This window comes from Microcoleus sp. Pol12B4, from assembly GCF_036701385.1.
GTDB lineage: Bacteria > Cyanobacteriota > Cyanobacteriia > Cyanobacteriales > Microcoleaceae > Microcoleus.
Map to the genome: position 1 here is coordinate 1,484 of NZ_JAUBQR010000152.1, position 14,803 is coordinate 16,286.

Consider the following 14,803-nt stretch of genomic DNA (forward strand, 5'->3'; position numbering starts at 1 on the left):
ATCTGCTGCGGGATTACCCATATTATGGAAATATGGACGCTGTGGCATCCTAATTATTGGTTCTCTGGTTTTCTTAAAGGGATTACGGCGCTGATTTCGCTATCTACAGCAGCAGTGCTGGTGGAACTAATCCCAAAAATCTTGGCTATTCCCAGTCCCGATCAATTAGCGGTGGCAAATGTAGCTTTACAAAATGAGATTGGTGAGCGCAAACAAGCTCAAGAAGCACTCTCGGAATTAATGCTAGAATTGGAAAAACGGGTAATGGAGAGGACGCTCGCTTTAGAATCCACTAATGAACTTTTGCTACAGGAAAATCGCGATCGCTCTTTGGCTGAAAATTCATTGCGGCACTCGGAAGCTAAACTGCTAGAACAAACTCAGCACTTAGAGAACGCTCTGCAACAACTTAAAGGCGCTCAAACTCAACTCGTGCAAACTGAAAAAATGTCGTCTTTGGGGCAAATGGTAGCTGGGGTTGCCCACGAAATCAATAACCCTGTTAACTTCATTTATGGCAATCTGATTCCTGCGGAGGAATACATTAAAGAGCTTGTGGAATTGATTAAAGCTTATCAAGTTTATTACCCCACTCCTGCGCCGGAAATTGCAGACAAGATTCACACTATCGAACTCGATTTTATTTTAAAAGACTTGCAAAAACTTTTTGGTTCGCTCAAAATTGGAGCAGAGCGAATTAGGGAAATTGTTAAATCTTTACGGACTTTCTCCCGGTTAGACGAAGCCGACATGAAAAAGGTAAATATCCATGAAGGTCTCGATAGCACTTTAATGATTTTGCAGCACCGCTTGAAAGAACAACCAAACCGTCCTCCTATCCAAGTGATTAAAGAGTATGGAGATTTGCCACTATTAGAATGCTACGCGGGGCAGCTTAACCAAGTATTTATGAATATTTGTTCTAATGCTATTGATGCTTTAGAACAGATTGTCCAGCAGGGATATGCGACCAACGGTTATTGGGAAAATAATTGCTGTGACCACTTAGAAAACATTTCTTGCCCACTGCTAAAAATTCGCATCCGCACCCTTTTAGTTGATGGCAAGTGGGTGCAGATTCACATTGCTGATAATGGCACTGGCATAGATTATGATGCGATCGCTAAAATTTACGATCCATTTTATACAACGAAACCTATCGGTGCTGGTACCGGGCTGGGTTTGGCGATTTCTTATCAGATTATTAAAGCCCATGAAGGTTATTTGCGCTGCACTTCCGAGGTTGGGAGAGGTACTGAGTTTATCATTGAAATTCCTTTGCGATCGCAATTTGGCGATCGCCACCTAGTGCAGAAGCAAGCTGTTATGAACAAGCTGGGTTGAGGCGTTAATAAATAATGCTGAGTCCAGCTATAATTTTCGGTTTCTTTTATTTTTTGCCTAACTTAGGCATCATCAAATCCATATTATCTGCCAATAACAAGTATTATGTGGGAAGCACTCAAAAATATCTTTTCTCCAACTCAGTATATGCCTCACGGTCATTGCTATCTTTGGCAAACGCCTTTAGTGTGGCTGCACGTAACTGGGGACTTTTTAATCGCGATCGCCTACTATTCAATTCCGGCGATGCTAATTTATTTTATCTTCAAGCGGCGCGATGTTCCTTTTTTAGGAATATTTGCTTTATTTGGTGCATTTATTATTCTGTGCGGCACGGGTCACTTGCTAGACATTTGGACGTTGTGGCATTCCGCTTATTGGCTGTCGGGGATTGAGAAAGGAATTACTGCACTTGTTTCCTGCTTCACTGCCGCCTCGATGGTAACACTATTGCCCCAGTTTTTGTCTTTAAAAACCCCCCAAGAATTAGAGGCGATAAATCGCAAGTTGCAGACTGAGATTGGGGTGCGTGAAGATGCTGAATTAGCGTTGCGCCACGCTTATGATGATTTAGAAATTAAAGTCCAAGAGCGCACCCTACAGTTGACAGAAATTAATGGTTATTTAGAAGCAGAAATAAGAGAAAGAATAGCCGCTGAATCCGCTTTGCGCGAACGAGAAACTAGGTTAACAGAACAACAAAATGGTTTGCTAGAATTAGCAAAAAATTCTAGTATCTATGAGGGAAATATCGGCGAGGCATTGAGAGAGATTACGCAAATGGCAACCCGTACTCTGAATGTTGAGCGGGCAAGTATTTGGTTTTATCAGGAAGATAGATCCGCAATGTGCTGTGCGGATATTTACGAACTGACGCCCAATAAACACAGCGTCGGTGTAGAAATGAAAGTTGCTGACTATCCTAGCTATTTCCAAGCTTTGAACAAAGAACAGGCGATCGCAGCGGTTGATGCCAAAACCGATCCGCGCACCATAGAATTTAGCGAATCTTATTTGAAGCCTTTAAACATCTCGGCTATGCTAGATGTTCCTATTACCCATAAAGGGCAAATTGCGGGTGTAATTTGTTTAGAACATCAGGGAACGACCAGGAATTGGACGCTAGACGAACAAAGCTTCGCTAGCTATGTGGCACAGATCGCAGCTTTAGCAATGGAAGCTCGCGATCGCAAGCAAGCCGAGTTAAACTTGCGTTCTGTCACCCAACGCTTGCAATATTTGCTGGCGACTACTCCGGCGGTGATTTTTAGCTGCAAATTAGGGGGAAATTATGATGTAACATTTGTCAGCGATAATGTTGTTTCAATGATTGGTTACGAAGCGCGAGAATTGGTTGATGGATCCCTTGATTGGCATAGCCTGGTTCATCCAGAAGATCGAGAGATGGTTGCTACTGCATACGATCAGATTTTGGAAAAAGAATCGATTTCCTACGAATACCGCGAACGGCACAAAAACGGTAGTTATCGCTGGATCTACGATGAGATCAAGTTAGTCAAAAATTCTGCTGGCATACCTGTGGAGTGCGTGGGTTATGGAGTAGATATTACTGCTCGCAAACAGGCGGAAGCAGCTTTGCAGCAACAAGTAAAAAGGGAGCGGCTCGTGAATTCCATTCAAGAGCGAATTCGTTCGTCTCTTAACCTAGAAGAAGTAATGACAATGGCTGTTGAAGAAATCCGGCAGTTTTTGTCAACTGATAGAACAGTTATTTACCGCTTTAATCCAGATTGGAGTGGATTTATAGCCGTCGAGTCGGTAGCTGTCGGTACGATGTCGATTTTGGGAATAGACATTAATGACCCTTGTTTTCGAGAACACTACGTCTCTGTTTACGAGCAGGGACACCTGCGCGCGATTGACAATATTTATACGGCCGGTCTTTCAGAGTGCCACGTTAATTTACTGAGCGAGTTGGAAATTAAAGCTAACCTCGTGGTTCCCATTTTGCAAGGTGAAAAACTATGGGGGCTACTAATTGCTCATCACTGCCGCAGTTACAGGCATTGGACCTCTTCTGAGATAGAATCTCTCCAGCAAATTTCCGTGCAGCTAGCAATTGCCATCAAGCAATCCACCCTTTTTGAACAAGCCAAAACAGAACTTGCCGAACGTAAACTAGCAGAAACAGCATTACAAAAAGCTGTCGTCGCTGCTGATACAGCTAACCTCGCCAAAAGCGAATTCCTTTCTTCTATGAGCCATGAATTGCGGACTCCTCTGAATGCCATTCTCGGATTTAGTCAGGTGATGGTGCGCGATTCATCTCTCAACAATCAACACCAGCAGCACCTAGAAATTATTAATCGTGCCGGTGAACACTTGCTTGCCCTAATTAATGACATTTTGGAAATGTCCAAAATTGAAGCCGGCCGAAGTCAGCTTAATGAAAGCAGTTTTAATTTAATGCGCTTGCTAAAAACCTTAGAAGAAATGTTTCGATTAAAAGCTAAATCTAAGAAATTGCAGCTAAATTTGGAAGTGGGTGACGGCGTACCACACTTTGTTACTGGAGATGAAGGTAAATTGCGGCAAATTTTGATTAATCTTGTAGGAAATGCGATCAAGTTTACAGAGAGGGGTAGCGTTACTTTGCGAGTGAAAAAGAAAGTCCAAGAAAGTTTGGGGGCTAAAACGGCCGAGTTTTCGGACACACAAACAAAAGTTGCCGACGCGGGTTCTGAAGATTCCGAAAGCTTAGCGGTTGAAACCACAGCTATACAAAGAAAACCCGGATGGTGCACTGCTTTTAATCAGTCCGAAAGCTTGGCAGACTGTGATTGTGTAGGCGCGAATGACCTTCACCCGGAATTGTTACGCCTTCAGTTTGAAATTGAAGATACGGGTCTTGGCATTGCCGCAGAAGAAATGAATAAGTTATTTGAACCATTTGAGCAAACAAAAACAGGTCAAAAGTCTCAACAGGGAACTGGATTAGGTTTACCAATTAGCCGGAAATTTGTACAAATGATGGGAGGAGATATTACTGTCAGCAGTACACCTGAGTTGGGAAGTAAGTTTGCGTTTGATATTCAAATCAGCCTTGCCACTCCCAGCGAGATTAAAATCCTTAAACCGCAGAAAAAAGTAATTAGTTTAGCACCGAATCAACCAGAATATCGGATTTTGGTTGTGGACGATCGCGCAGATAACTGCCTAGTCATAGAGAGATTATTGTCGCCACTAGGCCTCCTAGTGCGAGAAGCTAGAGATGGTGAAGAAGCTATTGCTGTATGGGAGGATTGGCAACCGCACCTGATCTGGATGGATATGCAGATGCCTGTCATGGACGGCTATGAAGCCACCAGAAAGATTAAAGCTCATCCTCTGGGAAAACAAACTGTAATAGTTGCTCTTACTGCTAGCGCTTTTGAAGAGGAACGACAAACTATTTTAGGAGCAGGCTGCGATGATTTCATGCGTAAACCCTTCGATGCAAAGATATTATTTGCGAAAATGGAAGAACTTTTAGGAGTGCGTTACATTTATGAGAAATCTGTTGATGCACCACAAGAAAATGAAAGCGAAAGTAGCGGAGGGAATAGCAATCAATCTGTCGAGTCACAACTCGGTCAAATGCCTATTGAGTGGGTAGAAAAAATATCTCATGCTGCTCATGAATGTTGCGACGATAAAATCCTCAAGTTGATTGAGGAAATGCCGAGCGAATTTGCTTTGGCAGCACAATATTTAACTACTTTGGTGCAGGATTTCCTATTTGACGACATTATAGATATAGCGCAGTCAGCAGTTGCGACGGTGTGAAAACACCAGTTTTTAACTAATCTAAACTTAGGAGGCTATTTCATTTAAAAAAGACCTAACATTAAGCCGCAATAGCATCTCCTTGCAATCTTTTTTTAGGAGAGCAAAGCGGAATTTATACTGCTTCGTTTTTTTGAGGTAAACTTCTTAAGTGTTAATATCTTTTATCTTGACAAACTACCGTGAGTGATCGCATGGACAGCCATCAATATCCTACAATCCAAGCCAACATTTTAGTAGTTGATGATAAGCCCGATAATGTGCGGCTTTTATCTACAATCTTGACCGAACAAGGGTATCAGGTTCGTAAAGCGCTGAACGGACAAAGGGCGATCGCTACAGTGCAAGAGTTTCCGCCGACCCTAATTTTGCTGGACGTGATGATGCCAGATATGAATGGATATGAGGTATGTGCAAAGTTGAAAGCTTCACCAAAAACCAGTTCCATTCCCGTGATTTTCTTAAGCGCCTTAGATGACGTTGTAGATAAGGTGAAAGCCTTTGATGTGGGAGCAGTTGACTATATTACTAAACCTTTTCATGGTAAAGAAGTATTGGCACGAGTGGCAAATCAGTTAACTATTCAAACTCAACAACAGTTACTTCAACAGCAAACGAAGCAATTCCAAGAACTTGTCGAACGTTTGCAAAATGAAATTAAAGAGCGGCAGGGAGTGGAGCTAGCTTTACGGCTTGCTCAAACAAAGTCGGATCATTTATTGCTGAATATTTTACCAGCAGCGATTGTTGAAAATTTAAAAAAGGGCGAGGGATCTCCTGCCCAGAGGTTTGATTCAGCAACAGTTCTTTTTGCCGATATTGTCGATTTTACGTCTATTGCTGCTAGAATGTTACCTCTAGAATTGGTAAATGTATTGAACCAAATTTTTTCCAGGTTTGACCAACTAACTGAAAAACACGGTTTGGAAAAAATTAAAACAATTGGAGATGCTTATATGGTAGCGGGGGGGTTGCCGGTGCCGAGGGCAGATCATGCAGAAGCGATCGCGAATATGGCCTTGGATATGCAGGAAGCGATCGCTGATTTTCAAACTGACAGAGGCGAACCATTTCAAATTCGGATTGGCATTCATACAGGGCCCGTAGTTGCTGGCGTAATTGGTACTAAAAAATTTATCTATGACTTGTGGGGAGATACTGTTAATGTTGCTTCTCGGATGGAATGTCAAGGATTACCGGGATATATTCAAGTTACTACTGCTATTTACGAACTGTTAAAAAATCGGTATTTATTTGAGGAAAGAGGTGCGCTCACGATTAAAGGAAAAGGAGAGATGATCGCCTATTGGTTAAAAGCTAAAAAAGATGTTTCGGCGGTTGAAACTGATTATTGTCAAACGCAGTCCACTCCTAGCGAACTAAGAGAGTATCCAAATACCCCAATTCTTTAAGAAGTTGGGCATCTAACCTAGGAGCTACGGATGAACGTTGAACTAATCCTTAAAAAATGAAAATAATTTGCAGTTGCCAATTTAGATTTTCCCGAAGGATTTCAATGCGATCGATAAATTCTCGAAAGTAAAACCTGCGTTCTGATTCTGATAAATCGAGCCAAAATTGGGGAAGGGAAACGGTTTGGGCAGTTTCTCGCAAATTTACTGGGGGTAGTTGCGCTAATTTGCTTTGCAGTTCCGCAATTTCGGTGCGGATTTTGTAGGCTCTAAACTCTGCCGTTTCGGTGTCTAATATGCCGCTTTCAATCAGGGCGGAAAGTTGCTCTATAATTTCTTGTTTGGAGGCGATCGCCCTGACAATTCCTGCTTTAATTCCATTCATATTCGGCATTTGCAACCCAGCAACAGCATCGGGTAAATCCCGACAAATTCCGGCGATGGTTAATTGCAATACTTCATCGTAGGAAATGCCGCTACATTTAGGTTGTTTTGGACAGTTAATCGGTCGCAAATAAAGGTATTCTTTTTCTTGGCGGTAGGAGGTGACTTTGGCAACTGTCATGGGCGATTTGCATTCCGCACAAATTGCTAAACCTGCGAGGGAACGTGGGGCGCTAGCGCTGCGAGGAGAAAGGCAGCGGTTACGGCGCAGTAACCTGTCTATTTGGGCGGCTTCTTCTCTGGAAATAATCGGGACGTGGGTGTTAGAAATTACTAGGCTGCTTTGATATTCCAAATCGCCTCGGTAGGCGGGATTTGTCAGCCAGCGGCGGCCGGTGCTTACAGAGATTTTCTTGTTGTATTTCTTGGCTAAATACCGCACGGAACCTCGCAAGGAACCGTAAATTAAAAAGTGTTCAAAAAAGTCTTTGACGGTGGGGGCGGTAGTTTTATCGATCGTATAACAATCTTTGCCGCGCCGGTAGCCGTAGGGAGCCTTACCCGGTGGAATCCGGGATTTGATGCGGTTGCGGGCGTGTCCTTTGCGAATACTCCGGCTGTGTTGGCTGCGCTGGATTTCTGCAAGAATGTGCAGCAAGTTTTTGCGGTTTCGCGGTTCTGTTTCTGCTTGTACGATGATTTCGACGCCGAGGTTTTCGAGTTGGGCGAGGTGCGAACACACTTGCTGTACGGTATCGCCGAGTTCTTCAAAACGCTGAATTAACAGGTATTTGACTGGTTCTGTTTCGCAGTCTTTTAGGAGTTGTTGCAGTTGTTGTCGCCCTCCTAAGTCTTGATAGGTGCGATCGACTTCTTGACCCCAAATTTCCGGTGCGGGTGCTGCTTCCAGTAGGGGCTCGGTGTAAGAATAAGCGATGATTTTCATCTGTTACTCGCTGAGTTCGATGATGTTGCCGTCGGGATCTTGGGTAAATAATGCCGATCGACCTGACGCGCTCATTTGAAACTGGCAATTGTGAGCGATTAACTGCTGTTTGGCTGCCTCTAAGTTAGCAACAGAAAACGCTAGATGTCGGTTGCGTCCCCATTTGGCATGGTCTACGGCATCTGGGATAATTGTGGCAGCTAAAATTAGGTGGAGCTGGAAGTCTCCGATTTGATACCAGATTCCGGGAAATTTCAAGTCTCGCTCTATTTTTTGCAGTTCTAATACGGTGCTGTAAAAGTGTTGGGATTTTTCTAGGTTGGAGATGAGTAGGGCACTGTGGAGGGAGTTAGTAATTTGCATTTTTTTGAGTATTTATTTTTTTATTGTAACCGCTGATGGAGGCAGATGAGCGCTGATGAACGCAGATTTTTTGATGTTGGTTGAGTTTTTGATATGATAACATTGTGAGTCGCTCTTAATATATCCATTATCAAGTCTTGTAACAAAAAACTGCCCGCTGGGAGTGTTTTTAACAATGGTTTCTCAAAAAAGTGCGATCGTCTCCAGATCGGGCAAATTCCGTCTCCGCAATGTCTTAGTAGTTCCCTTTGTTCTCCAAATTTTGGCTGCTGTTGGCTGCGTTGGCTATCTCTCTTACAGAAATGGAGAGCAGATAGTCAACGATATTGTTAGTCAGTTGCGGCACGAAGTGAGTGCGAGAGTTTACGAACGTGTTCAAACCTATCTGGAAGCTCCGCCATTGGTGAATCAGATCAATCAGGATGCTGTACCTTTGGGGGTGTTGAACTTTGACGATTTGGAGCAAGCACGACCCTATTTTTGGAAACAAATTCTGCAATTTAATTCGATCGGTCACGCGGGAATTGCCAACGAAAAAGGTCAGTACCTGCGTGTGGGTTGGGTAAATCGGCTGGTTGGACTTGAACAACCTCAGCTTGCCCAGCAACTGGTTTCCGGGGGTGGCGACTTGATATATTACAACCTTGACGATAATGGAAACCCCAAAAAACTTGACAAAACTACGCCCAATTATGACGTTCGCACGCGCCCTTTTTACAGAGTTGTTGTTGAGAAGAAACAGGCAGCTTGGAGTGAAGTTTATATTAATTTTGGTTATGGTACGCTGCAAATTAATGCGAGTCTACCCTATTATGATGGCGAAGGGAAACTAATTGGCGTGCTGACTTGCCAGATGGGACTCGATCAAATTCGTCACTTCCTGCAAACTTTAAGGGTGGGTAATTCCGGTCAAGTATTTATCATTGAACCCGAGGGTGAATTAATAGCCACCTCCCTTAAAGAACAGCCTCTTTCGGTGGGAACAGGCAAAGATACAAAGCGGATCAAAGCACAGGAAAGCAGCAACACATTGATGCGTAAAAGTGTGGTTTATCTGTTCGATCGCTTCAAGCGTTTGGAAGACATCCATCAAACTGTTCAACTTGACTTTAAGCTAAACGGTGAGCGGCAATTTATCCAAGTTTCTCCGCTAACTGACAAGTACGGTCTCAATTGGCTGATTGTAGTAGTAGTTCCTGAAGCCGACTTTATGACGCAAATTTATGCTAACACTCGCCAGACCATTTTGCTGTGTATTGTGGCTCTAATTGTCTCTGTTGGAGTGGGTATTTTCACCGCTAGCTGGATTACTCGCCCCCTGAATCAAATTGCTCAAGCTTCAGAATATCTAGCAGGTGGTGCTCTTAACCAGAACGTTGATTCCAGTCGAATTTGGGAAATTGAAACCTTAAGAAATTCCTTTAACAGCATGGCGAGACAACAGCAAGAATCCTTTGAAACGCTAGAAGATAAAGTCAAAGAACGTACCTCTGAACTCGCCACAGCCACTAAACAAATTGCCACTCTAAACCAGCGCCTGAAAGCGGAAAACCTCCGCATGAGCTCCGAACTCGATATGCTCAAACAAATGCAGCAGTTGATTCTGCCAAAACCTGCTGAACTCGCAGCGATTGAAAATTTAGATATTGCCGGATTTATGGAACCCGCCTCGGAAGTAGGCGGTGATTACTACGACGTACTTTGTACTAACGGGGTTGTCACGATTTGCATTGGTGATGTCACCGGACACGGATTAGAAAGCGGCATTTTGATGGTGATGACTCAAGCTGCTGTCCGCACTCTTCAGGAAATGCAAGAATCCGATCCCGTGCGTTTTTTAGATACCCTCAACCGCACTATTTATAAAAATGTCCAACGCATGAACTCCGACAAAAATATGACCCTAGCTTTGCTCAACTACGCCGATAGCACAATTAGTATCAGCGGTCAACATGAGGAAACTCTTGTGGTCAGGAAAGGTGGTCAAATCCAGCGGATAGACACCATAAATTTAGGATTTCCGCTCGCCTTAGATGAGGATATTTCCGATTGGATTAGCCATGTTTTAGTAGACTTAGAGCCGGGGGACGGGGTGGTACTTTATACTGACGGCATCCCCGAAGCTAGAAACATACACAAAAAATTTTACGGTATCGAAAGACTCTGTGAAGTGGTTTCTCAAAACTGGCATTTGAGCGCCGAACAAATCAAGGAAGCCACCATCGCTGATTTGCGAAAATTTATTGGAGAACAAAAGGTATTTGATGACATTACTTTGCTAGTATTGAAGCAACAGGGAAATATTGTGCATAATTTATGATTGACTGTCGTCAACCCGGTTTCTACTAGGGGTCTTGGATTTAGTGGTCAAGCATCGAAGCTGAAACAAGATTTCGAGTTCCGCGCCTGTAAGTTATAATAATTTACAGCGAGGAAGTCAAACAACTTTGCGCTTCCAGATTCAGAAGTATAAGTTATGAAACCACAAATAAATTTAGCACCATCTAAATCTCCAGAAGAACTCCATAACCAGCTTCAGGAGTTGAGCGAAAAACTTGAGGAAGTAGAGGATGAAAAAAACAGCTATGAAACCTTAGTAGAAATTATCACGCAACACTCCACGGATCTGGAAAACCAGATCCGTCATAAAAACCGAGAGATGCAGACTTACATCGAGCAGGTAAAAAAGGTTATAGATGCAGCTATTGCTGTAAAAAACAATAGTTTTCAACCCGATATATTGTCAGATGTGGCAGCGCGCAGTGATGCACTGGGAGAACTGGCACAGGTATTCTCGCATATGGTGCAAACGGTGAAAGCGCGGGAACAAGAATTAGAGAAACTTTTGCAGGCTTACGGACGTTTTGTTCCCGATGAATTTCTCCAATTTCTCGGCAAGCAGAGCATGGTTGATTTCCAGCTTGGAGATCACGTGAGCAAAGAGATGGCAATTATGTTTTCCGATATGCGTTCGTTCACCACGATGGCGGAGCAAATGACTCCTCAAGAAAACTTTGACTTCATCAATAACTATTTACAGCAAATTAGTCCCGAAATTCGCAAGCACAACGGTTTTATTGTCAAGTATATTGGAGATGGAGTCATGGCCGTTTTTCCTGATGGCGTGGATGATGCTATTCAGGCAGGAATTGTGAAATTAGAGCAGTTGCAAAAATACAATCAAAGCCGTAAAGTAAATGGGGATATACCGCTGAAGATTGGCATTGGTATCCATGTGGGTGATACGATGGTTGGGATTATTGGAGATGCGAATCGGATGCAAGCAGATGCGATCTCAGATCATGTCAATCTCACGGCTCGTCTGGAAGGTTTGACTAAGTATTATGGCGTATCTTTATTAATTTCTGGAGATGTGGTACAACGTTTGAGTCAACCCGAAAAGTATCATATCCGTTTTTTGGATCGGGCTATTGTCAAAGGTAGACAAGAAGCCATTACAGTTTGTGAGGTGTTAGATGTTGAAGTAGAACCAGTGCGATCGCTCAAAATTCAAACTTTGCCTATATTTGAAGAGGGACTCCAAGAATATTGTCAGGGAAATTTTGCTAATGCCCTAGTTTGTTTTGAACAGATAGTAGCGCTAAATCCAGATGACAAGCCCAGTCAACTTTACCTCAAACGCATCCAATCGCTGTTAGAAAATAGTATTCCTGCTAACTGGAATGGCGTGTGGAAATTTACCCAGAAGTGACATTAATACATCAATTGGAGGCAGAAAAATCATGACATCTGGAAGCTTAAAAACCATGACACAAATCTTTGGAGAATTCATTGAAGATTTTCCTCCTGAACACGACTCCTTAGAACTTACATTTACCCCCAGTTCTCGCCCGATCAAACAGCGCTGGCGCAATAACAGGCTTTCAGCTCATTTTGTAGCCGATTATTTGTCTAGCTTTCTACCGGTGGATGAGGAAGATGCTAGCAGCGAGAAACGGATAAAAGAAAGCAAGGGAGCTGTGAGCTACGTAGCCAACGAACTGTTAGAAAATGCGATAAAATTTAATAACGATGATACTCATTACAAGGTCAGATTTGGCATACACTTTATTGGTGAAACAGAGGTGACGGCGGTAATTTTTGCCAGTAATAGTGTCACTTCAGAAGGGGCGAGTAAGTTGAAGGAGTTTATTGAAGAAATTATGGCTTCCGATCCCAATGAACTTTATTTGCAGCAGCTTGAAAAGAATGCGGAATCTGAAAGTGACACCTCTGGATTGGGATTGCTGACGATGATTAATGACTATTCAGCTAAGATAGGTTGGAAATTCCAACCCAGGCCAGATAGTGATACCATCATTCTTACGACTGTGGTTCAAATTAGGGTCTAGTTTCTAGCATTTCAATATTTACTCTCTTGTGCGATCGCAATATTTTAGTCAGGAAACAAAATCACAATGGGCATTCATGAAATTAAAGGTGAAGATTACACCATTCAGTACGATCCAGAATCAGTCACTGTCACTTTCCAAGGCGAACTCAGCCTGAGCGGCCCAGCAGAGTATGCCCCAATAGCCGAATTATTAGATGAGGTCGCTAATGGCGAACCGCCTACTATTACCTTGAGCCTAAAACAATTGGAATTTGTTAACAGTTCTGGTATCAGTATGCTGTCTAAATTTGTGATTAGCGTCAGGAAAAAGAAAACGATTCAACTTGTGGTATTGGGTTCAAATGATATTCCTTGGCAACAGAAGTCTCTGAGAAATTTAGAAAAGCTGTTGCCAACTTTGAAGCTCGAATTAGAGTAGGATATGTGTAAATTTTAATTACAGTTAACACAGGCGGGACGCCCGTGCCACACACAGTTAACATAAATAATTTGGATTTAGTAAGTTGCTTAAGTTTGCTGGATCGGGAGTTCAATGATAAACTCGGTTCCCTTGGAGAGTTCCGACTCGCACCGGAGCGATCCTCGGTGATTTTCTACTAAGATTTTGTAGACAATAGACAATCCTAAACCGGTACCTTTACCAATTTCCTTGGTGGTGAAAAACTGCTCGAACATTCGCTCTTTTATGTGTGGTGCCATTCCGGTTCCCGTGTCAGCAATCCGCACTCTCACGCGATCGGGCCCTGCTAATTCTGTGGTGATCAAAATTTTTAGCGCAGCATAGGGCTGATTTTGTGATACCTCATCCAAAGCATCGATCGCGTTGGTAATTAGATTCATAAATACTTGATTTAGCTGTCCTGAATAACACTCTACAGGAGGCAATTTTCCATAATTTTTAATTACTTGAATATCGCGACGGTCTATTTGAGAATTGAGACGGTTTCGCAAAATTAACACGGTGCTGTCAATGCTGTCGTGCAAATCGCATAGGGTCATGTTACTGTTATCGGTTCGCGAAAAGTTGCCCATAGATTTGACAATTTCGCGAATGCGATTGGAACCCATTTGCATGGAAGAGATAACTTTAGGTAAGTCTTCAACTAGAAAACCAAGATCTATCTCTTCGATTTTAGCTGTGATTTCGGGACAGGGATCGGGATAGCATTCTTGATAGAGACACAGCAGGTGCAGCAAATCTTGAGTATAAATTGCCGCATGGCTCAAGTTGCCGTAAATAAAACTAACTGGGTTATTAATTTCGTGGACGATACTAGCCATTAGCGCCCCCAGCGAAGACATTTTTTCGCTGTGGAGGAGTTGAGCTTGAGTTTGTTTTAGTTCGCATAGTGCGCGATCGAGCTGGGCTGCTTGAGCTTCCGCTTTCGAGGTAGCAGCACAACTTTCTTGATAAAGTTCAACCTGTTTAAGGTCGATTTCAAATTGTTCGATTTCGCTTTCTTGCTGGTATTGACTCACCACGGCATCGAAAGCTTCTAGCAAGTCGCCGCCCGCTGCTTCGACAATGTACAGCAGGTGGGGATTTTCCAGCATGAGTTCGGCATCGGGAACTTGGACCAATGCTTTTATTCGATCGATATATGCGCGCACTTGTTTGTCTAAATACAGTGGCGGCTCAAAATACATTGCCTTGAGGGTTGCTGAAGGGGGACTACCTAAGTTGATGCTGCTGCCAATATTAATTAAGTCGCGGTGCGATTTTTCCATAAGCTCGATCGCCTCTAACAAATTTCCCCGCAGTTGGGCTTTTTCTAGGTCATTCTGAGAACAAACTAACCTCATGCAAAAAAAAGCCGTTCGTTGCGAAAGCATTCGCTGACGGCCGCTGATATTAATTACCGCAGCACTAATTTTTCTGGCTGTCGTAATTTCTTCCAGATTAAAATAGTTCCTCATTGCCGCCATTGGTAATATCCCCGACTCAACTAAATGTCTGTAGCTCGTGCTGACACAAGATTTAAGAGCCATAACAAAAAATTGTACAAGACACTAAACAATATATTCTGTCTTTCTTACTAAAGTAGTATACTAAAACACAATTATCTTGAATTGGTAGCTTATCACAACTTTTAGGATTCGGCTTATTGCACAGTTTTTCTTAATTATTCAAAAATTTACAAATCAACTTCGCCATAATTTGAGCTTCAGTTTGTGGCAACCCGTGAGTAGAATTGGGAACAATTGCTAACTCGG

General features: G+C 42.9%; 10 protein-coding genes. 7 read left to right on the plus strand and 3 right to left on the minus strand.

The features are described 5' to 3' along the window. The 3 genes from QUA38_RS19710 to QUA38_RS19720 all read left to right on the plus strand — a co-directional run. On the plus strand, window positions 1-1,344 hold a 1,344-nt coding region (locus QUA38_RS19710), incomplete at its 5' end, for an ATP-binding protein (RefSeq protein WP_333164724.1). Between the two features lie 105 nt (window positions 1,345-1,449). Then, window positions 1,450-5,130, plus strand: a complete 3,681-nt coding sequence (locus tag QUA38_RS19715; protein WP_333164726.1) for a GAF domain-containing protein — start codon at window positions 1,450-1,452, stop codon at window positions 5,128-5,130. A 194-nt stretch (window positions 5,131-5,324) separates the two neighbouring features. Continuing rightward, window positions 5,325-6,542, plus strand: a complete 1,218-nt coding sequence (locus tag QUA38_RS19720; RefSeq protein WP_333164728.1) for an adenylate/guanylate cyclase domain-containing protein — start codon at window positions 5,325-5,327, stop codon at window positions 6,540-6,542. A gap of 49 nt (window positions 6,543-6,591) precedes the next feature. Here the strand turns inward: QUA38_RS19720 and QUA38_RS19725 are convergent, their stop codons facing one another. Both QUA38_RS19725 and QUA38_RS19730 read right to left on the minus strand, forming a co-directional pair. Then, window positions 6,592-7,872: a recombinase family protein gene (locus QUA38_RS19725; protein ID WP_333164730.1), complete on the minus strand. Its 1,281-nt coding sequence runs from the start codon at window positions 7,870-7,872 to the stop codon at window positions 6,592-6,594. 3 nt (window positions 7,873-7,875) lie between these two features. Next, on the minus strand, window positions 7,876-8,235 hold the full coding sequence (locus QUA38_RS19730) for a VOC family protein (protein WP_333164732.1): 360 nt from the start codon (window positions 8,233-8,235) through the stop codon (window positions 7,876-7,878). Between the two features lie 175 nt (window positions 8,236-8,410). Between QUA38_RS19730 and QUA38_RS19735 the strand changes: the two genes are divergently transcribed. The 4 genes from QUA38_RS19735 (at window position 8,411) to QUA38_RS19750 (ending at window position 13,007) form a co-directional block, all read left to right on the plus strand. Then, complete coding sequence (locus QUA38_RS19735) at window positions 8,411-10,555, plus strand: SpoIIE family protein phosphatase (RefSeq protein WP_333164735.1); 2,145 nt, start codon at window positions 8,411-8,413, stop codon at window positions 10,553-10,555. Between the two features lie 156 nt (window positions 10,556-10,711). After that, window positions 10,712-11,947: an adenylate/guanylate cyclase domain-containing protein gene (locus QUA38_RS19740; protein WP_333164738.1), complete on the plus strand. Its 1,236-nt coding sequence runs from the start codon at window positions 10,712-10,714 to the stop codon at window positions 11,945-11,947. A gap of 31 nt (window positions 11,948-11,978) precedes the next feature. Further along, window positions 11,979-12,587 (plus strand): DUF6272 family protein, encoded by a 609-nt coding sequence (locus tag QUA38_RS19745; protein WP_333164740.1) that lies wholly within the window; start codon window positions 11,979-11,981, stop codon window positions 12,585-12,587. Between the two features lie 66 nt (window positions 12,588-12,653). After that, entirely contained in the window at window positions 12,654-13,007 is a 354-nt protein-coding gene (locus QUA38_RS19750) for a slr1659 superfamily regulator (protein WP_333099467.1), read from the plus strand. An 89-nt stretch (window positions 13,008-13,096) separates the two neighbouring features. Here the strand turns inward: QUA38_RS19750 and QUA38_RS19755 are convergent, their stop codons facing one another. Then, window positions 13,097-14,578 carry an ATP-binding protein gene (locus tag QUA38_RS19755; RefSeq protein ID WP_333164742.1) on the minus strand — a complete coding sequence of 494 codons (1,482 nt, stop codon included), beginning with the start codon at window positions 14,576-14,578 and terminating at the stop codon, window positions 13,097-13,099. Window positions 14,579-14,803: the final 225 nt, after the last annotated feature.

Excerpts from the sequence above, each read along its gene's own strand:
- QUA38_RS19750 (WP_333099467.1), top strand. The coding sequence starts at position 12,654 with ATGGGCATTCATGAAATTAAAGGTGAAGATTACACCATTCAGTACGAT.
- QUA38_RS19735 (WP_333164735.1), top strand. The coding sequence starts at position 8,411 with ATGGTTTCTCAAAAAAGTGCGATCGTCTCCAGATCGGGCAAATTCCGT.
- QUA38_RS19745 (WP_333164740.1), top strand. The coding sequence starts at position 11,979 with ATGACATCTGGAAGCTTAAAAACCATGACACAAATCTTTGGAGAATTC.
- QUA38_RS19730 (WP_333164732.1), bottom strand. The coding sequence starts at position 8,235 with ATGCAAATTACTAACTCCCTCCACAGTGCCCTACTCATCTCCAACCTA.
- QUA38_RS19740 (WP_333164738.1), top strand. The coding sequence starts at position 10,712 with ATGAAACCACAAATAAATTTAGCACCATCTAAATCTCCAGAAGAACTC.
- QUA38_RS19725 (WP_333164730.1), bottom strand. The coding sequence starts at position 7,872 with ATGAAAATCATCGCTTATTCTTACACCGAGCCCCTACTGGAAGCAGCA.
- QUA38_RS19755 (WP_333164742.1), bottom strand. The coding sequence starts at position 14,578 with ATGGCTCTTAAATCTTGTGTCAGCACGAGCTACAGACATTTAGTTGAG.
- QUA38_RS19715 (WP_333164726.1), top strand. The coding sequence starts at position 1,450 with ATGTGGGAAGCACTCAAAAATATCTTTTCTCCAACTCAGTATATGCCT.
- QUA38_RS19720 (WP_333164728.1), top strand. The coding sequence starts at position 5,325 with ATGGACAGCCATCAATATCCTACAATCCAAGCCAACATTTTAGTAGTT.